Source organism: Allonocardiopsis opalescens (assembly GCF_003002095.1).
Taxonomy (GTDB): domain Bacteria; phylum Actinomycetota; class Actinomycetes; order Streptosporangiales; family Streptosporangiaceae; genus Allonocardiopsis; species Allonocardiopsis opalescens.
In genome coordinates, this window is record NZ_PVZC01000003.1 from 542,981 (window position 1) to 561,151 (window position 18,171).

Annotated in this window: 16 protein-coding genes; all 16 read left to right on the top strand. The window is 72.1% G+C overall.

What is annotated here, in order from left to right; all coding sequences use genetic code 11:
- Window positions 1-38 precede the first annotated feature (38 nt).
- The 16 genes from CLV72_RS12600 to CLV72_RS12670 all read left to right on the top strand — a co-directional run bounded on the left by CLV72_RS12600 (window position 39) and on the right by CLV72_RS12670 (window position 18,114).
- Window positions 39-593: a NuoB/complex I 20 kDa subunit family protein gene (locus CLV72_RS12600; RefSeq protein ID WP_106244956.1), complete on the top strand. Its 555-nt coding sequence runs from the start codon at window positions 39-41 to the stop codon at window positions 591-593.
- Window positions 590-1,339, top strand: coding sequence for an NADH-quinone oxidoreductase subunit C (locus tag CLV72_RS12605; protein WP_106244959.1), 750 nt, complete (start codon window positions 590-592; stop codon window positions 1,337-1,339). Before CLV72_RS12600 ends, CLV72_RS12605 begins: the two co-directional genes overlap by 4 nt.
- Window positions 1,336-2,664, top strand: a complete 1,329-nt coding sequence (locus CLV72_RS12610; RefSeq protein ID WP_106244962.1) for an NADH-quinone oxidoreductase subunit D — start codon at window positions 1,336-1,338, stop codon at window positions 2,662-2,664. The genes CLV72_RS12605 and CLV72_RS12610 overlap by 4 nt, the downstream gene beginning before the upstream one ends.
- Window positions 2,661-3,392: an NADH-quinone oxidoreductase subunit NuoE gene (gene nuoE / locus CLV72_RS12615; protein WP_106244965.1), complete on the top strand. Its 732-nt coding sequence runs from the start codon at window positions 2,661-2,663 to the stop codon at window positions 3,390-3,392. Before CLV72_RS12610 ends, nuoE begins: the two co-directional genes overlap by 4 nt.
- Window positions 3,389-4,702, top strand: coding sequence for an NADH-quinone oxidoreductase subunit NuoF (gene nuoF, locus CLV72_RS12620; RefSeq protein ID WP_106244967.1), 1,314 nt, complete (start codon window positions 3,389-3,391; stop codon window positions 4,700-4,702). Before nuoE ends, nuoF begins: the two co-directional genes overlap by 4 nt.
- Window positions 4,699-7,194, top strand: coding sequence for an NADH-quinone oxidoreductase subunit G (locus tag CLV72_RS12625; protein ID WP_106244970.1), 2,496 nt, complete (start codon window positions 4,699-4,701; stop codon window positions 7,192-7,194). Before nuoF ends, CLV72_RS12625 begins: the two co-directional genes overlap by 4 nt.
- Window positions 7,191-8,615, top strand: a complete 1,425-nt coding sequence (gene nuoH, locus CLV72_RS12630) for an NADH-quinone oxidoreductase subunit NuoH (protein ID WP_106244973.1) — start codon at window positions 7,191-7,193, stop codon at window positions 8,613-8,615. Before CLV72_RS12625 ends, nuoH begins: the two co-directional genes overlap by 4 nt.
- A 3-nt stretch (window positions 8,616-8,618) precedes the next feature.
- Window positions 8,619-9,158, top strand: coding sequence for an NADH-quinone oxidoreductase subunit NuoI (gene nuoI / locus CLV72_RS12635; protein ID WP_106244975.1), 540 nt, complete (start codon window positions 8,619-8,621; stop codon window positions 9,156-9,158).
- Window positions 9,155-10,117, top strand: a complete 963-nt coding sequence (locus tag CLV72_RS12640; RefSeq protein ID WP_106244977.1) for an NADH-quinone oxidoreductase subunit J — start codon at window positions 9,155-9,157, stop codon at window positions 10,115-10,117. Before nuoI ends, CLV72_RS12640 begins: the two co-directional genes overlap by 4 nt.
- The gene (nuoK, locus tag CLV72_RS12645; RefSeq protein WP_106244980.1) at window positions 10,114-10,413 is read left to right on the top strand and encodes an NADH-quinone oxidoreductase subunit NuoK; all 300 of its coding nucleotides are present in this window, start codon (window positions 10,114-10,116) and stop codon (window positions 10,411-10,413) included. The genes CLV72_RS12640 and nuoK overlap by 4 nt, the downstream gene beginning before the upstream one ends.
- A gap of 14 nt (window positions 10,414-10,427) precedes the next feature.
- The gene (gene nuoL, locus CLV72_RS12650; protein WP_425428062.1) at window positions 10,428-12,383 is read left to right on the top strand and encodes an NADH-quinone oxidoreductase subunit L; all 1,956 of its coding nucleotides are present in this window, start codon (window positions 10,428-10,430) and stop codon (window positions 12,381-12,383) included.
- Window positions 12,384-12,577: 194 nt separating this feature from the next.
- A complete protein-coding gene (locus CLV72_RS33620) occupies window positions 12,578-12,703 on the top strand; it encodes a hypothetical protein (RefSeq protein WP_281262410.1) in 126 nt (41 codons plus the stop codon).
- A complete protein-coding gene (locus tag CLV72_RS12655) occupies window positions 12,704-14,260 on the top strand; it encodes an NADH-quinone oxidoreductase subunit M (RefSeq protein ID WP_106244985.1) in 1,557 nt (518 codons plus the stop codon). It abuts the gene before it with no gap.
- On the top strand, window positions 14,257-15,960 hold the full coding sequence (gene nuoN, locus CLV72_RS12660) for an NADH-quinone oxidoreductase subunit NuoN (RefSeq protein ID WP_281262411.1): 1,704 nt from the start codon (window positions 14,257-14,259) through the stop codon (window positions 15,958-15,960). Before CLV72_RS12655 ends, nuoN begins: the two co-directional genes overlap by 4 nt.
- Window positions 15,961-16,086: 126 nt before the next feature.
- Window positions 16,087-17,097 (top strand): polyprenyl synthetase family protein, encoded by a 1,011-nt coding sequence (locus CLV72_RS12665; RefSeq protein ID WP_106244987.1) that lies wholly within the window; start codon window positions 16,087-16,089, stop codon window positions 17,095-17,097.
- A 144-nt stretch (window positions 17,098-17,241) separates the two neighbouring features.
- On the top strand, window positions 17,242-18,114 hold the full coding sequence (locus CLV72_RS12670) for a PRC and DUF2382 domain-containing protein (RefSeq protein WP_106244989.1): 873 nt from the start codon (window positions 17,242-17,244) through the stop codon (window positions 18,112-18,114).
- Window positions 18,115-18,171: the final 57 nt, after the last annotated feature.

An 18,171-nucleotide genomic window follows, 5' to 3' on the forward strand; every position in this document is an offset into this window, starting at 1 on the left:
CCGTCGGCGCGCACGATTGATGAGGGGGTGAGCCACCCGTGGGAATCGAAGAGCAGCTGCCCAGCGGGGTGCTCCTGACCACGGTCGAGAAGATCGTCGGCTACGCGCGCAAGTCGTCGGTGTGGCCGGCGACCTTCGGGCTGGCCTGCTGCGCCATCGAGCTGATGGCGGCCGGCGGGCCGAAGTACGACCTGGCGCAGTGGGGCATGGAGCGCGCCTCGGCCACGCCCAGGCAGGCCGACCTGATGATCGTCGCCGGCCGGCTGAGCCAGAAGATGGCGCCGGTGCTGCGGCAGATCTACGACCAGATGGTCGAGCCCAAGTGGGTCATCTCCATGGGCGTCTGCGCGTCCAGCGGCGGGATGTTCAACAACTACGCGATCGTGCAGGGCGTCGACCACGTCGTCCCGGTCGACATCTACCTGCCCGGCTGCCCGCCGCGGCCCGAGATGCTGCTGGACTCCATCGTCAAGCTGCACGACAAGATCTACAACACCAAGCTCGGCGCGCACCGCCGCGCCCAGATCGAGGAGATCGAGGCGCAGCGCATGCGCACCCTCCCGCTCATCGACGACCACGGAGCCCTGCGATGAGCGAGAAGGGCAGGCCCGACCTCAACCCCGACGACCGCGACGAGAACGCCGAGGAGAAGCTGCCGGCCCGGCGCGGCGACGAGCGGCTGGCCGCCCCCGTCGTGCGCACCGGCCTGTTCGGCGCCAGGACCTCCGGCGACACCTCCGGCTACGGCGGGCTGCTGGTGCGCGGCACCGCGCCGGTGCACAGCGAGCGGCCCTACGGCGGCTACTTCGACGAGCTCGCCGACCACCTGGAGGCGGCGCTGGAGTCCGCCGGCATCCCCTTCGGCGAGGCCGTCGAGCGGGTGGTCGTCGACCGCGGCGAGATCACCTTCCACGTCCGCCGCGAGCACCTGGTCGAGGTGGCCCGCCGGCTGCGCGACGACCCCGCCCTGCGCTTCGAGTTCTGCATGGGCGTCAGCGGCGCGCACTACCCGGCCGAGACCGGCCGCGAGCTGCACGCCGTGTTCCCGTTCCTGTCGGCCACCCACAACCGCCGGATCCGGGTCGAGGTCAGCGTGCCCGACGCCGACCCGCACCTGCCGTCGATCGTGGCGGTCTACCCGGCCAACGACTGGCACGAGCGCGAGACCTACGACTTCTTCGGCATCGTCTTCGACGGCCACCCCGCGCTGACCCGGATCGAGATGCCCGACGACTGGCACGGCCACCCCCAGCGCAAGGACTACCCCCTGGGCGGCATCCCGGTGGAGTACCGGGGCGCCAAGGTGCCGCCGCCCGACGAGCGGAGGTCGTACGCATGACAAGCCAGCAGGACGTCTACACCCCCGGCGGGAGCGGCGAGGGCACGCCGTTCAACGTCGGCGGCCAGGACTGGGACCAGGTCGTCGCGGCCGCGGCCGAGGAGGGGCACGAGCACCTCGTCGTGAACATGGGGCCGCAGCACCCCTCCACCCACGGCGTGCTCCGGCTCGTGCTCACCCTCGACGGCGAGACCGTCACCGAGGCGCGGCTGGTCATCGGCTACCTGCACACCGGCATCGAGAAGAACATGGAGTTCAGGACCTGGACCCAGGGGTCCACGTTCTGCACCCGGATGGACTACCTCGCGCCGCTGTTCAACGAGACGGCCTACTGCCTGGCGGTGGAGCGGCTGCTCGGCATCACCGACCAGGTCCCCGACCGCGCCCAGGTCATCCGGGTGCTGGTCATGGAGATCAACCGGATCGCCTCCCACCTGGTCGCCACCGCCACCTTCGGCCTGGAACTGGGCGCCACCAGCGTGATGCTGGCCGGCTTCCGGGAGCGCGAGCGCTGCCTGGACATCCTGGAGATGATCACCGGCCTGCGGATGAACCACGCCTACGTCCGCCCCGGCGGCGTCGCCCAGGACCTCCCGCCCGGCGCCGTGGACAAGATCCGCGAGCTGCTGGTCGAGCTGCCCAAGGGCGCCGCCGAGCTGCGCAAGTTCATGGACGCCAGCCCCGTCTACCTGGGCCGCACCTCCAAGGTCGCCTACCTCGACGTCACCGGCTGCGTGGCGCTGGGCGTCACGGGCCCGGTGCTGCGGGCGGCGGGCCTGCCCTGGGACCTGCGCAAGACCCAGCCCTACTGCGGCTACGAGAACTACGAGTTCGACGTCGCGGTCACCGACACCGCCGACGTCTACGGCCGCTACCGGGTCCGGATGACCGAGGTCGAGCAGTCGCTGAAGATCATCGAGCAGTGCCTCGACAAGCTGCGGCCCGGCCCCGTCATGGTGACCGACAAGAAGATCGGCTGGCCCGCCCAGCTGGCCATCGGCCCCGACGGCATGGGCAACTCCCCCGACCACATCGCGCACATCATGGGCCAGTCCATGGAGGCGCTCATCCACCACTTCAAGCTGGTCACGGAGGGCTTCCGGGTCCCGGCCGGCCAGGTGTACCAGGCGGTGGAGTCGCCCCGCGGCGAGCTGGGCGTGCACCTGGTCAGCGACGGCGGCACCCGCCCCTACCGGGCGCACTTCCGCGACCCGTCCTTCAACAACCTGCAGGCGGCGCCGGCGATGATCGAGGGCGGCATGGTCGCCGACACCATCGCCGCCATCGCCAGCATCGACCCGGTGATGGGTGGGGTGGACCGATGAGCACACCGATCCCTGGACCGCAGCCCCGGGGCGAGCGGCTCGGCGACGACGCGCGGGCGCGGCTGGAGGTGGACGCCAAGGAGATCATCTCCCGCTACCCGCGCCGCCGCTCCGCGCTGCTGCCGCTGCTGCACCTGGTCCAGTCCGAGCAGGGCTACGTCAGCGCCGACGGCATCGACTTCTGCGCCGACCAGCTGGGCATCACCGCCGCCGAGGTGACCGCCGTGGTCACCTTCTACACCATGTACAAGCGCCGCCCCGTCGGCGAGTACCACGTCGGGGTCTGCACCAACACCCTGTGCGCGATCATGGGCGGCGACCAGATCTTCGCCGAACTCAAGGAGCACCTCGGCGTCGGCAATGACGAGACCACCGCCGACGGCAAGGTCACCCTGGAGCACCTGGAGTGCAACGCCGCCTGCGACTTCGCGCCGGTGGTGATGGTCAACTGGGAGTTCTTCGACAACCAGACCCCCGAGTCGGCCAAGAAGCTCGTCGACGACCTGCGCGTCGGCGCCGACGTGCGGCCCACCCGCGGCCCCGACTCCGTGTGCACCTGGAAGCAGGCGTCCCGGGTGCTGGCCGGCTTCCCCGACGGCCGCGCCGCCGAGGGCGTCCAGGCCGGCGAGGCGTCCCTGCGCGGGCTCCGGCTGGCCAGGGAGCGCGGCTGGCGCGCCCCCGAAGCGGGCGCCGGCGACGGCGGGAACACCGGAAAGGAGGCGTCGTGACCACCCTCACCCCCGTCCTGTCCAAGCACTGGGACCAGGCCGACTCCTTCGCGCTGGAGACCTACCGGCGCAACGGCGGCTACGAGGCGCTGCGCAAGGCGCTGCGGATGGCTCCCGACGACATCGTCGAGATGGTCAAGGCGTCCGGCCTGCGCGGCCGCGGCGGCGCCGGCTTCCCGACCGGGATGAAGTGGGGCTTCCTGCCCAAGGACAACCCCAACCCGCGCTACCTCGTCGTCAACGCCGACGAGTCCGAGCCGGGCACCTGCAAGGACATCCCGCTGATGCTGGCGAACCCGCAGGTGCTGATCGAGGGCGTGATCATCGCCTCCTACGCCATCAACTGCAACCAGGCATTCATCTACGTGCGCGGCGAGGTGCTGCACGTCGTCCGGCGCCTCCAGCACGCGGTGGCCGAGGCTCGCGCGGCCGGGCTGATCGGCGAGAACATCCTCGGCTCCGGCTTCGACCTCGACATCGTGGTGCACACCGGCGCCGGCGCCTACATCTGCGGCGAGGAGACGGCGCTGCTGGACTCGCTGGAGGGCTACCGCGGCCAGCCCAGGCTCAAGCCGCCCTTCCCCGCCGTGGCCGGCCTCTACGCCTCGCCCACCGTGGTGAACAACGTCGAGTCCATCGCCAGCGTTCCCGGCATCGTCGCCGAGGGCGCCGAGTGGTTCTCCGGCATGGGCACCGAGAAGTCCAAGGGCTTCGGCTTCTTCTCCCTGTCCGGCCACGTCGTCCGCCCCGGCCAGTACGAGGCGCCGCTGGGCATCACCCTGCGCGAGCTGCTGGACATGGCCGGCGGGATCCGGCCCGGCCACCGGCTGAAGTTCTGGACCCCCGGCGGCTCCTCCACCCCGATCTTCACCGACGAGCACCTCGACGTGCCGCTGGACTTCGAGTCCGTCGGCGCGGCCGGGTCCATGCTCGGCACCCGGGCCCTGCAGATCTTCGACGAGACCACCTGCGTGGTCCGCGCCACGCTGCGCTGGATCGAGTTCTACGCGCACGAGTCCTGCGGCAAGTGCACCCCGTGCCGCGAGGGCAACTACTGGATGGTCCAGGTGCTCGACCGGCTGGAGCACGGCAAGGGCACCGAGGCCGACCTGGACAAGCTGCTCGACATCTGCGACAACCTGCTGGGCCGCTCCTTCTGCGCGCTGGGCGACGGCGCCGCCAGCCCGGTGATGTCCTCGATCAAGTACTTCCGCGAGGAGTACATCGAGCACTTCACCGGCGGCGGCTGCCCCTTCGACCCGGCCAGGGCCACCCTGTGGGCCGAGCCGACGGGAGGGAAGGGCCGATGACCGTCACGGCCAACGAGAAGGGCGGCGCCCCCGCGGTGCCGCCGGCCGACCTCGTCACCGTCACCATCGACGGCTTCGAGATCCGGGTCCCCAAGGGCACCCTGGTGATCCGGGCCGCCGAGCTGCTCGGCATCCAGATCCCGCGCTTCTGCGACCACCCGCTGCTCGACCCGGTCGGCGCCTGCCGCCAGTGCCTGGTCGAGGTGCCCGACATGGGCAACGGCCGGGGGATGCCCAAGCCGCAGGCGTCCTGCACGCTCACCGTCATGGAGGGCATGGTCGTCAAGACCCAGCTCACCTCGCCGGTGGCCGAGAAGGCCCAGCGCGGCATCATGGAGTTCCTGCTCATCAACCACCCGCTGGACTGCCCGGTCTGCGACAAGGGCGGCGAGTGCCCGCTGCAGAACCAGGCGATGGCCAACGGCCAGGGCGAGTCGGAGTTCACCGAGACCAAGCGCACCTTCGAAAAGCCGATCCCGCTCTCCAGCCAGGTGCTGTTGGACCGGGAGCGCTGCATCCAGTGCGCCCGCTGCACCCGCTTCTCCGCCCAGATCGCCGGCGACCCCTTCATCGAGCTGCTGGAGCGCGGTGCCAATGAGCAGGTCGGCATCGCCGAGGGCCAGCCCTTCCAGTCCTACTTCTCCGGCAACACCGTGCAGATCTGCCCGGTCGGCGCGCTCACCGGCGCCGCCTACCGGTTCCGGTCGCGCCCCTTCGACCTCGTCTCCACCCCCAGCGTCTGCGAGCACTGCTCGGCCGGCTGCGCGCTGCGCACCGACCACCGCAGGGGCAAGGTCACCCGCCGGCTGGCCGGCGACGACCCCGAGGTGAACGAGGAGTGGAACTGCGACAAGGGCCGGTGGGCCTTCACCTACGCCACCCAGCCCGACCGCCTCAAGCAGCCGCTGGTCCGCGACGAGGACTCCGGTGCGCTGGAGACCGCGTCGTGGCCCGAGGCCGTCGGCCTGGCCGCTCGCGGGCTCGGCGCGGCCCGCGGCCGGGTGGGCGTGCTCACCGGCGGGCGCCTCACCCTTGAGGACGCCTACGCCTACAGCAAGTTCGCCCGGGTCGCCCTCGGCACCAACGACATCGACTTCCGCGCCCGCGCCCACTCCGCCGAGGAGGCCGAGTTCCTGGCGTCCTCGGTGGCCGGCCGGGGCATCGATGTCACCTACGCCGACCTGGAGCGGGCCTCGGCCGTCGTCCTGCTCGGCTTCGAACCCGAGGACGAGGCGGCCATCGTCTTCCTGCGGCTGCGCAAGGCCGTGCGCCGCAACAGGCTCAAGGTCTTCTCCGTCGCCCCCTACGCCAGCCGCGGCCTCGCCAAGCTGTCGGGCACCCTGGTGCCCGCCGCCCCCGGCGAGGAGCCCGAGGTGATCGGCTCGCTGCTGTCGGGCGGCACCGGCGCCGCCGCCGAGGCGGCGGAGGCGCTGCGCGGCGAGGGCGCGATCGTGCTGGCCGGGCACCGGCTCGGCGCGATCCCCGGCTCCCTGTCGGCCACCGACCGGCTGGTGCGCGCCACCGGCGCCCGGCTCGCCTGGATCCCGCGCCGGGCGGGCGAGCGCGGCGCGCTCGAGGCGGGGGCGCTGCCCAACCTGCTGCCCGTCGGCCGCCCGGTCGCCGACCCCGAGGCCCGCGCCGAGGTGGCGCGGCGCTGGGGCGTGCCCGCGCTGCCGGCGGAGCCGGGCCGCGACGCCGACGCGATCCTGCGCGAGGCCGCCGAGGGCCGCCTGGACGCGCTGCTGATCGCCGGCGTCGACCTCGACGACCTGCCCGACCCCGAGCTGGCCCGTAAGGCGCTGGCCGCGGTCCCGTTCATCGTCAGCCTGGAGCTGCGCGCGAGCCAGGTCACCGACCGCGCCGACGTGGTGCTGCCGGTCGCCGCGGTCGCCGAGAAGCACGGCACCTTCGTGAACTGGGAGGGCCGCGGCCGGGCCTTCGCCAACGCGCTGAAGATCCCCGGCCTGCTGTCGGACCTGAGGGTGCTGTCGGCCATCGCCGACGAGCTCGACGTCCACCTCGGCCTGCCCGACCCCGAGGCCGCCCGGCTCGAACTGCGCGAGCTCGGCGTCTGGAACGGCGCGCGCAGCTCGCCGCCCTCGGTCGTCGGCGGCTCCCGGCCGGAGCCCGCGGCGGGCCAGGCCGTGCTGGCCGCCTGGGGCGAGCTGCTGGGTGCCGGCCGGATGCAGGACGGCGAGCCGTACCTGGCGGGCACCGCCCGCCCCACCGTGGCGCGGGTCTCCGCCGCCACGGCCGCCGAGGCCGGCGTCCCCGACGGCGGCCGCATCGCGATCAGCACCCCGCGCGGCACGGTCGACCTCCCGGTCATCGTCACCCCGATGCCCGACCGGGTGGTGTGGGTGCCCGCCGACGCACGCGACTGCTCGGTCCGGCGCGACCTCGCGGCGGGCCCCGGTGAGCTGGTCGCCCTGGCCCCCGCCGGTCCGGCCGGCTCCTCCGCCACCCCGCGCAGCACTGGGAGCGCCGCATGAGCATCCTCGCCCGCACGGTGCCCTTCCCCACCGTGCCGCCCGAACCGTCCACCGGCGCCGAGCAGGCCGCGCAGCCGGTGTGGCCGGAGGCGGTGCGCTGGCTGGAGTACCCGCTCTGGGGCGGCATCCCCTGGTCGCTGGTGCTGCTGAAGGCGCTGGTCATCTTCGTCTTCCTGATGCTGATGGCCCTGGTGCTCATCTACTTCGAGCGCAAGGTCATCGGCCGGATGCAGAAGCGCTACGGCCCCAACCGCGCCGGCCCCTTCGGCCTGCTGCAGACCCTGATGGACGGGCTCAAGCTCGGCCTGAAGGAGGACATCACCCCCACCAAGGCCGACAAGATCATCTACGTGCTGGCGCCGAGCATCGCGCTGGTGCCCGCCTTCATCGCCTTCGCGGTGGTGCCCTTCGGGCCCGAGGTGGAGATCTTCGGCTACCTGACCCGCCTGCAGCTGGCCGATGTGCCGGTGGGCGTGCTGCTGGTGCTGGCGATGGCCTCCGTCGGCGTGTACGGCTTCGTGCTGGCCGGCTGGTCCTCGGGCTCGCCCTACGCGCTGCTGGGCGGCCTGCGCTCCTCGGCGCAGGTCATCAGCTACGAGATCGCGATGGGCCTGGCGCTGGCCACCGTCTTCCTGTTCGCCGGCACCCTGACCACCTCGGGGATCGTCGACGCGCAGGCGCCGGGCAACGCCCCGGTGGTGCTGTTCGGCCTGGAGATCCCCACCCCGTCGTGGTTCATCTTCGCGCTCTTCCCGTCCTTCGTGGTCTACGTGATCACGATGGTCGGCGAGACCAACCGGCTCCCCTTCGACCTCGCCGAGGGAGAGGGCGAGCTGGTCGGCGGCTTCCACACCGAGTACTCCTCGATGAAGTTCGCCTTCTTCTTCATCGCCGAGTACCTGAACATGACCACCGTCTCCGCGCTCGCCGTCACCATGTTCCTCGGCGGCTGGCAGGTGCCCGGCTTCGTGCTGGCGGTCTGGCCCGGCGCCCACGCGGGCGCCTGGCCGGTCCTGTGGTTCATGATCAAGCTCTTCGTCTTCCTGTTCTTCTTCGTCTGGCTGCGCGGCTCGCTGCCCCGCGTCCGCTACGACCAGCTGATGAAGCTCGGCTGGAAGCTGCTGATCCCGGCCATGCTGGTCTGGATCATGGTCGTCGCCGCCATCCAGCTGGCCCGCGAGAGCGGCATGGCCGGCTGGCAGTTCACCGGCCTCATCGCCGGGATCTGCCTCGCCGTCCTGGCCGCGCTGTTCTTCTGGGACGACGCCAGGATCCGCCGCCAGGAGGCCGAGCAGGCCGCCGACAAGGCCGAGCGGGAGGCGCTGCGCGCCGACCCGGCCCACGGAGGTTTCCCGGTTCCGCCGATGGACGCCCCGCACTACGGAACCAAGGTCGACGCGATCCCGCGTCAGGAGGTCTGAGGCGTGTTCGACTGGCTCAACCCCGTCAAGGGGTTCGGCGTCACCTTCCACACGATGTTCAAGAAGGTCGACACCGTCAAGTACCCGGAGGTCAAGCGGCCCACCATGCCGCGCTTCCACGGCCGCCACCAGCTCAACCGCTGGCCCGACGGCCTGGAGAAGTGCATCGGCTGCGAGCTGTGCGCCTGGGCCTGCCCGGCGGACGCCATCTACGTCGAGGGCTTCGACAACACCGAGGACGAGCGCTTCTCCCCGGGCGAGCGCTACGGCCGCGTCTACCAGATCAACTACCTGCGCTGCATCCTGTGCGGGCTGTGCATCGAGGCGTGCCCCACCCGCGCGCTGACGATGACCAACGAGTACGAGCTCGCCGACGACAACCGCGAGAGCCTGATCTGGACCAAGGAGCAGCTGCTGGCTCCGCTGGCCGAGGGCATGGAGGCGCCCCCGCACGCCATGCGGCTGGGCGAGACCGAGCAGGACTACTACCGGCGCGGCGCCACCCCGACCGCCACCGGCAGGGACAGCGAGGGCACCCGATGAGCCCGCTCACCGCACTGGCCGCGCCGCTGCCCCCGGCCGTCCCCGAGACCGTGCCGATCGGCGGCGGCGAGACCGCCGCCTTCTGGGCGCTGGCGACCATCATGGTGCTGGCCGCCCTCGGCGTGGTCTTCATGCGCAAGCCGGTCTACTCCGCGCTGCTGCTCGCCGTGGTGATGATCTCGCTGGCGGTGCTGTACGGCATCCAGCAGGCGCCGTTCCTGATGGTGGTGCAGATCATCGTCTACACCGGCGCCGTGCTGATGCTCTTCCTATTCGTCGTCATGCTGATCGGCGTCAGCTCCGCCGACTCCCTGGTCGAGACGCTGCCCGGCCAGCGGGTGGCCGGCGCGCTCATCGCGCTCGGCTTCGTCGCCATGCTGGTCTTCGGCCTCACCGACGTGGTCGTCGGCGACCCGGCCGGGCTGGGCGCCGCGGGCGGCGAGCAGAACCTCCCGGCGCTGGCCGGCCAGCTCTTCGGCCAGTACGTGATCGCCTTCGAGGCGACCGGCGCACTGCTGATCACCGCGGTCCTCGGCGCCCTGGTGCTCGCCTTCCGCGAGCGCACCGGGCCCAAGGTCACCCAGCGGCAGCTCTCGCAGGTCCGCATCAGGGGCCCGCACCCCAGCCCGCTGCCCGGCCCCGGCACCTACGCCCGGCACAACGCCATCGACATGCCGGCGCTGCTGCCCGACGGCTCCACCTCCGAGCTGTCGGTCAACCCGGTGCTGGCCGCCCGCGCCGAGTCGGCCGGGCGGGCCACCGCCAGCGGCGTCGACCTGCAGGTGCGGGCCGGCTCCTCCGCCGCCCCCGGCGACGCCTCCGACAGCACCGAGGCCAAGGAGGCCCGCGCCGAGGGCGAGGAGACCGGCACCGGCCCGGTGGGGGCCGCGGGCGCCCCGGGCGCCGGTGAGCCGCGCGGCGGCAACGACTCCGACGAGACCGAGGGCGGCGTCCGATGAACCCGATGAACTACATCGTGCTCGCGTCGATCCTGTTCAGCATCGGCGCCGTCGGGGTGCTGGTGCGGCGCAACGCGATCATCGTCTTCATGTGCGTGGAGCTGATGCTCAACGCCTGCAACCTGGCGTTCGTCAGCTTCGCGCGGCTGCACGGCAACATCGAGGGCCAGGTCATCGCGTTCTTCGTGATGGTGGTGGCCGCGGCCGAGGTGGTCGTCGGGCTCGCGATCATCATGCAGATCTTTAGGACCCGCAGGTCGGCCTCTGTCGACGACGCCAACCTGCTGAAGTACTGACCATGAGGAGCGACGTGACCGGCATCCTTGCCGCCGACAGCGCCCACGAGGCTGTCGAGCGGGCGAGCACCGCGGCGGCCGACGGGGGGATCCACAGCCTCGCGTGGCTGCTCATCGCCTTCCCGCTGCTGGGCGCCGCCATCCTGCTGCTGGCCGGCCGCCGCGCCGACCGGTGGGGCCACTGGCTGGGCGCGGCCGCCTCCCTGGCGAGCTTCGCGGTCGCCGTGGCCGCCTTCACGCAGCTGCTGGGATACGCGCCCGAGGAGCGCAGCCGGATCGTCCCGGTGTACCAGTGGATCTCCACCGGCTCCTTCACCGTCGACGTCAACCTGCTGCTCGACCCGCTGTCGATCTCCTTCGCGCTGCTGATCACCGGTGTCGGCTCGCTGATCCACATCTACTCCGTGGGCTACATGGCCCACGACGAGGGCCGCCGCCGCTTCTTCGGCTACCTCAACCTCTTCGTGGCGGCCATGCTCACCCTGGTGCTGGCCGACAACTTCGCGCTGCTCTTCGTCGGCTGGGAGGGCGTGGGCCTCGCCTCCTACCTGCTGATCGGCTTCTGGCAGCACAAGCCCTCGGCGGCGGTCGCGGCCAAGAAGGCCTTCGTGGTCAACCGGGTCGGCGACTTCGGCCTGCTCATCGCCATCATGATCATGTGGTCGGTCTTCGGCACGGTCGCCTTCGGCCCGGTCTTCGAGCACATCGGCGAGGCCGACCAGTTCACCGTCACCGTCATCGGCCTGCTGCTGCTCCTGGGCGCCTGCGGCAAGTCCGCCCAGCTGCCGCTGCAGTCCTGGCTGCTGGACGCGATGGAGGGCCCCACCCCGGTCTCCGCGCTGATCCACGCCGCCACCATGGTCACCGCCGGCGTCTACCTGATCGTGCGGGCCGGGCTGATCTTCGAGGCGAGCCCGGTCGCGCAGACCACCGTCGCCGTCGTGGGCGCCGCCACCCTGCTGGCCGGCGCGATCATCGGCTGCGCCAAGGACGACATCAAGAAGGCGCTGGCCGGCTCCACCATGAGCCAGATCGGCTACATGGTGCTGGCCGCCGGGCTCGGCCCGATCGGCTACGCCGCCGCCATCGCGCACCTGCTCACCCACGGCTTCTTCAAGGCGGGGCTCTTCCTCGGCGCCGGCTCGGTCATGCACGGCATGAACGACGAGGTGAACATGCGCAGGTACGGCGGGCTGCGCAAGCACATGCCGGTCACCTTCGCCACCTTCGGCATCGGCTACCTCGCCATCATCGGCCTGCCGCCGCTGTCGGGCTACTTCACCAAGGAAGGCATCATCGAGTCCGCCTGGCTGCGCGGCGACGCCTTCGGCTTCACCCTGGCCGGGATCATGCTGCTGACCGCCGGGCTCACCGCCTTCTACATGTCGCGGATCATGTTCCTCACCTTCTTCGGCCCCAAGCGCTGGGCCGAGGGCGCGCACCCGCACGAGTCGCCCGGCTCGATGACCATCCCGATGGTCATCCTGGCCGTGGGCTCGGTGGCGCTGGGCGGCCTGCTGGTGCTGGTCTTCCACTTCGCCGAGTTCATCGCGCCGGTGACCGGCGCGGAGGTGCACCACTTCAACCCGCTCTCGCCCACCGGTCTGGTCGCGCTGGGCCTGATGGTCGCGGGCGTGGCCGTCGCCTGGGTGATGTACGGCCGCGCGCCGGCCGAGAAGCTGGCCACCGCGCCGCGCGGCAGCGTGTTCACCCGCGCCGCCCGCGCCGACCTCTACGGCGACGCCCTCAACGAGTCGCTGCTGATGCGCCCCGGGCAGCGGCTGGCCCACGCCTCCGTCGCCGTCGACGACCACGGCGTCGACGGCATCGTGAACGGGCTGGCCGGCGCGGTCCGCGGCCTGTCCGGCCGGCTCCGCCTCCAGCAGAGCGGCTTCGCCCGCAGCTATGCCCTGTCCATGTTCTTCGGCGCCGCCCTGGTCGTCGGCGCGATGCTGGTGGTGCAGCTGTGACCCGGCCCGCGCTCCCCACACCCCCATCCCCCGCCCGCCCAGGGGGGCGACCCCACTTCCATTCTCCCGCGGCCGCCGCGTCCGGCGCAGGGGTTACCGGCGGGTTGTGGACAAGTGCCGGCCGCGGCGGCCGGCCTGTGGACAACCGGCCCGCTCCGGAGCCGGCTCCCGCGAGGTCTGGCAAGGTGGGCGCCATGCCCGCCAGGTCCGCGCTCCCGCCCACCGCCGTCACGTCCCCGGCGGCGTCGGCCACGACGCCCGCCCGCAAGCCCGTCAACGCCGCTCAGCTCGCGGCCGCTCCGCTGGTGGTGAGGATCTAAGTGTCCGCGATTCCCTGGCTGACCATCGCCATCGTGCTGCCCCTCATCGGCTCGGTCGTGGTGGCGGCGATGCCCAGCTCCGGCGCCGAGCGGGCCAAGCAGGTCACCCTGGCCTTCTCCGTGCTGGTCCTCGCCGTCGTCGCCGCGATGGCCCTCCAGTTCAGCCCCGGCGGCCCGCGCTTCCAGTTCGAAGAGGTCTACCCGTGGATCCCGGCCTTCGGGATCAGCTACGCGGTCGGCGTCGACGGCATCGCGCTGCTGCTGATCCTGCTGTCGGCGCTGCTGGTGCCGCTGGTGGTGCTGGCCGGCTGGAACGAGGTCGACGCCTCCACCAGCAAGTACAGCACCAAGACCTACTTCGCGCTCATCCTGGTGCTCGAGGCCATGATGATCGCGGTCTTCGCCGCCACCGACGTCTTCCTCTTCTACGTCGTGTTCGAGGCGATGCTGATCCCGGTCTACTTCATGATCGGCGGCTTCGGCACCGGGCGCAGGCGCTACGCGGCGATCAAGTTCCTGCTCTACAGCCTCTTCGGCGGCCTGCTGATGCTGGTCGCGGTCATCGGGCTGTACGTGGCGGCCGGGCAGCAGGGCGAGGCCACCTTCCTGTGGGAGCCGCTGGCCGCGATGGCCGCCGACATCGACCCCGCCACCGCCCGCTGGCTCTTCCTCGGCTTCTTCATCGCCTTCGCGATCAAGGCGCCGCTGTGGCCGGTGCACACCTGGCTGCCCAGCGCCGCGGAGTCCGCCCGGCCCGGCACCGCCGTGCTGCTGGTCGGCGTGCTGGACAAGGTCGGCACCTTCGGCATGCTCCGCTTCTGCCTGGAGCTGTTCCCCGAGGCGTCCCGCTGGGCCGCCTGGCCGATCGTCATCCTGGCGCTGATCAGCATCCTGTACGGCGCCGTCGTCGCCATCGGCCAGACCGACATGATGCGCCTGGTCGCCTACACCTCGGTCTCGCACTTCGGCTTCATCGTGCTGGGTGTCTTCGCCTTCACCACCCAGGGCCACGCCGGCGCCGCGCTCTACATGGTCAACCACGGCCTGTCCACCGGGGCGCTCTTCCTCATCGTGGGCTTCCTGATGCTGCGCCGCACCGAGCGCTCTCAGCTGATCGGCGACTACACCGGCGTCGGGCGCACCGCCCCGCTGCTGGCCGGCACCTTCCTGGTGGCCGGGCTCGCCAGCCTCTCGCTGCCGGGCCTGTCCCCGTTCGTCAGCGAGTTCCTGGTCTTCATGGGCACCTTCACCCGCTACCCGGTGATCGCGATCATCGCGGCGCTCGGCGTGATCCTGGCCGCCCTGTACATCCTGTGGCTCTACCAGCGCACGATGACCGGCCCGCGGCCCGAGGGCGCCGCCCCGTTCGCCGACCTCTCCCCGCGCGAGCTGCTGGCCGTCGGACCGCTGGTCGCGCTGCTCGTGCTGCTCGGCCTCTTCCCCCAGCCGATGCTGGACGTCGTCAACCCGGCGGTGGAGTCCACCCTGGAGCAGGTCGGTGCCACCGATCCGGCGCCCGAGGTGCCCGCCGCAGCTGAGGAAGGAACAAGCGAGTGAATACGCTGACCGTGGCGGGGTCGCTCGCCGCGCCGCCGTTCCAGCCGCCGGACATCGACTACGGCCTGCTGCTGCCGATGCTGGTGGTCTTCACCGCCGGCGTGCTCGCGGTGCTGGTCGAGGCCTTCGCGCCGCGCGAGGTCCGCCGCTCCTTCCAGGTCGGGCTGAGCCTGCTCGCGGTGGGCGCCGCCTTCGGCCTCACCCTGGTTCAGGCCGCCTCCCCGCAGCTGCCCGAGACCGGCGGCATCCTGGTCGCGGGCGGCACCGTCGCCGTCGACCGGCCCACCCTGTTCCTGCAGGCCGTCATCCTGCTGCTCAGCTTCGTCAGCCTGCTGCTGATCGCGGAGCGGCGGGTCGGCGACGGCTCCTTCGCCGCGGAGGCGGCGGCGGTTCCGGGCAGCGAGGAGGAGCGCCAGGGCATCCTGGCCGGCCGCGAGCACAGCGAGGTCTACCCGCTGGTGCTCTTCGCGGTGCTGGGCATGCTGCTCTTCCCGGCCGCCAACGACCTGCTCACCATGTTCATCGCGCTCGAAGTGCTCTCGATGCCGCTGTACCTGCTGTGCGGCCTGGCGCGGCGCCGCCGGCTGCTCTCCCAGGAGGCGGCGGTCAAGTACTTCCTGCTCGGCGCCTTCTCCTCGGCCTTCTTCCTCTTCGGCATCGCGATGATCTACGGCTATGCCGGCTCGGTGCGGCTGTCGGCGATCGCCGACGCGGCCGCGGCGGCCGGCGGCGGCGAGGTGCTGCTGCTGCTCGGCATCGCGCTGATCGCGGTGGGCCTGCTGTTCAAGATCGGCGCCGTCCCCTTCCACAACTGGAAGCCCGACGTCTACCAGGGCGCGCCCACCCCGATCACCGCCTTCATGGCCTCGGTCACCCTCGTCTCCGCCTTCGGCGCGATGCTGCGGGTGTTCTACGTCGCCTTCGGCGCGATGGCCTGGGACTGGCGGCCGATGATCTGGGTGGTGGCCATCCTCACCATGGTGGTCGGCGCGGTCGTCGCCGTCACCCAGACGAACGTCAAGCGGCTGCTGGCCTACTCCTCGGTGGTGCACGCCGGCTTCATCCTGACCGCGCTGGCCGCCACCTCCGCGCAGGGCCTGGGCGCCTCGCTGTTCTACCTGGCGGTCTACGGCTTCTCCACCATCGGCGCCTTCGCGATCGTCACCCTGGTGCGCGACTCCCAGGGCGAGGCCGTCCGCCTCGACCAGTGGCGCGGGCTGGCCCGCCGCTCGCCGCTGCTGGCGCTCAGCTTCGCGCTGTTCCTGCTCGGCTTCGCCGGCATCCCGCTCACCAGCGGCTTCATCGCCAAGTTCGCGGTGTTCGAGGCGGCGCTGGCGGCCGGCGGCACCCCGCTGGTGGTGGTCGGCGTGCTCAGCAGCGCCGTCACCGCCTTCTTCTACGCCCGCATCATCGTGGTGATGTTCTTCACCGGCGCCGACGAGCCGGCCGAGGAGCCGGGCTCGGGGGCGGCGGTGGCCGAGTCCGCGCATGCGCAGGAGGCGGCCGGCGGCGTGTCCGTGCGCACCCGGCCCGCGCCGGCCGTCACGGAGGCGGCGCCGCAGGTCGAAGTGGTCAAGCCCGGACTGCTGAGCCAGGCGGTCATCGCGATCGGGGCGGCGGCTACCCTGGTGCTCGGGGTGGTGCCGCAGCCGGTACTGGACCTGGCCACCCAGGCCGCCCAGCACCTGTTCGTGCGGTAGCGGACCGGGCGACGCGGTACCGACCCGGCCGGCGGTCCGCTCGGCGCCCCGCCGGGCCGCCGCGCACGCCGCCGGCCCGGGGCTTGGTCCGGCAAGGCACGACCGCGTGGTTTGGAGAGCTGTCAGGTGAGCAGTGCGGTGCCCAACGACTTCTTCGGCATGCGCGGGATCCCTCCGGCGCTCGCCGCGGAGCTGGGATCGGGGCTGGAGCGCGTCGAGCACGAGCTGCGCTCCCGCGTCCGCAGCGACGACGGCCTGGTGGACGACGCCTCCCGGCATCTGATCACCGCCGGGGGCAAGCGCTTCCGGCCGATGGTCACCCTGCTCGCCGCCCAGTTCGGCGACCCCGGTGCCGCCGCCGTGGTGCACGGTGCCGTCGTCATCGAGCTGACCCACCTCGCCACCCTCTACCACGACGACGTCATGGACGAGGCGGAGCTGCGCAGAGGCTCGGCCAGCGCCAACTCCCGCTGGGGCAACACCGTCGCCATCCTCACCGGCGACTACCTCTTCGCGCGGGCGTCCGAGCTGCTGGCCGACCTCGGAGCCGATGCCGTGCGCATCCAGGCCCGCACCTTCGCCCGGCTGGTGCGCGGCCAGATCCGCGAGACCGTCGGCCCGGCCGACGGCACCGACCGGGTCGAGCACTACCTGGGCGTGGTGGCCGACAAGACCGCCTCGCTGATCGCAACCGCCGCCACCTTCGGCGGCATGTTCGCCGGCGCCCCCGCCGCCGTCACCGCCACGCTCACCCGCGCCTGCGAGGCGCTGGGCGTCGCCTTCCAGCTCTCCGACGACATCCTCGACGTCGCCAGTGAGTCAGTGGAGTCGGGCAAGGTGCCCGGTACCGACCTGCGCGAGGGCGTGCTGACCCTCCCGGTGCTGCACGCCCTGGCCGACACCAGCCCCGACGGCGCCCGGCTGCGCGAACTGCTCGGGGCGCCGGGCGCGCTCGACGACGACCAGGTCACCGAGGCGCTCACCCTGCTGCGCAAGGACCCGGCCATGGACGCCGCCCGCGCCGACCTCCTCGGCTGGGTCGAGCGGGCCCGCGCCGAGCTGCGCACCCTGCCGCACATCCCGGCGCGCGACGCCTTCGAGGCGCTGTGCGAGTTCGTGGTGGTCCGCACCGGCTGAGCGCCTCCGGTGCCGAAACCTCCCGCCGGGTACGGATTGTTTCCTGCTTGCGCCGCCCGGGTAGCCGCGCGCTTGTATACGCGGCTGTCCTCGCAGGTCAGCCGCTGTCAGGCGAAGAATCGACACGGGGGAGCGTGATTCGCCATGACCATGCGGGCCCGGGAACTCCTCGGACACCACCTGCTCGACCGGGACGGCTCCGACGTCGGCCGGATCAAGCAGGTCTACTTCGACGACGAGACCCAGGAACCCAAGTGGGTGACCGTGCACACCGGTCTGCTCGGCATGCGGGAGAGCTTCGTACCGCTGCGGCAGGCGCGGATGGTGGACGACAAGCTGCAGGTTCCGTTCGACAAGCAGACCATCAAGGACGCGCCCAGCGTCGACGCCGACGAGCACATCTCACCGGACGAGGAGGCGCAGGTCTACCGGCACTACGGCCTGCCCAGGCCGCGCGCCGCCGAGCCGGAGGGCTATACGCCGCCCTCGGACGCCGGGCGGCCCGGCATGGGGTCCGAGCAGGCCGACCGGTCCGGACCCATGGCGGCCGGCTCGGACGGCACGGCGGACATGGACGCCCGCGCCGGGACGGCAGAGCCCGGGGGCGAGGCGGCCGCGATGCCGTCCGGCACCGACATGGTCGAGGACCGGGGGCTCACCCGCTCCGAGGAGCGGATGCGCATCGGCATGGAGACGCAGCGCACCGGCCGGGTGCGGCTGCGCCGCTTCGTCGACACCGAGGAGGTCGAGCGCACGGTGCCGGTGCACCGCCAGGAGGTGCACGTGCGCCGCGAGCCGATCGGCGAGGACGAGCGCCCCGGCGACGCCGTGATCTCCGAGGGCGAGGAGGAGGTCATCACCTACCGGGACCACCCCGTGGTGATGACGGAGACCGTCCCGGTGGAGCGGGTCACGCTGGAGACCGAGGACGTGGTCGACGAGGAGACGGTGCGCGGCCGGCTGCGCAAGGAGCGCATCGAGGTCGAGGAGGACGACGGCCCCGACCGCCCCGCCTGACCGGACCGGCCCGCGCGGCGGGCCGCCTGGACGGGCGCCGCCCGGGAGGCCCGCCGC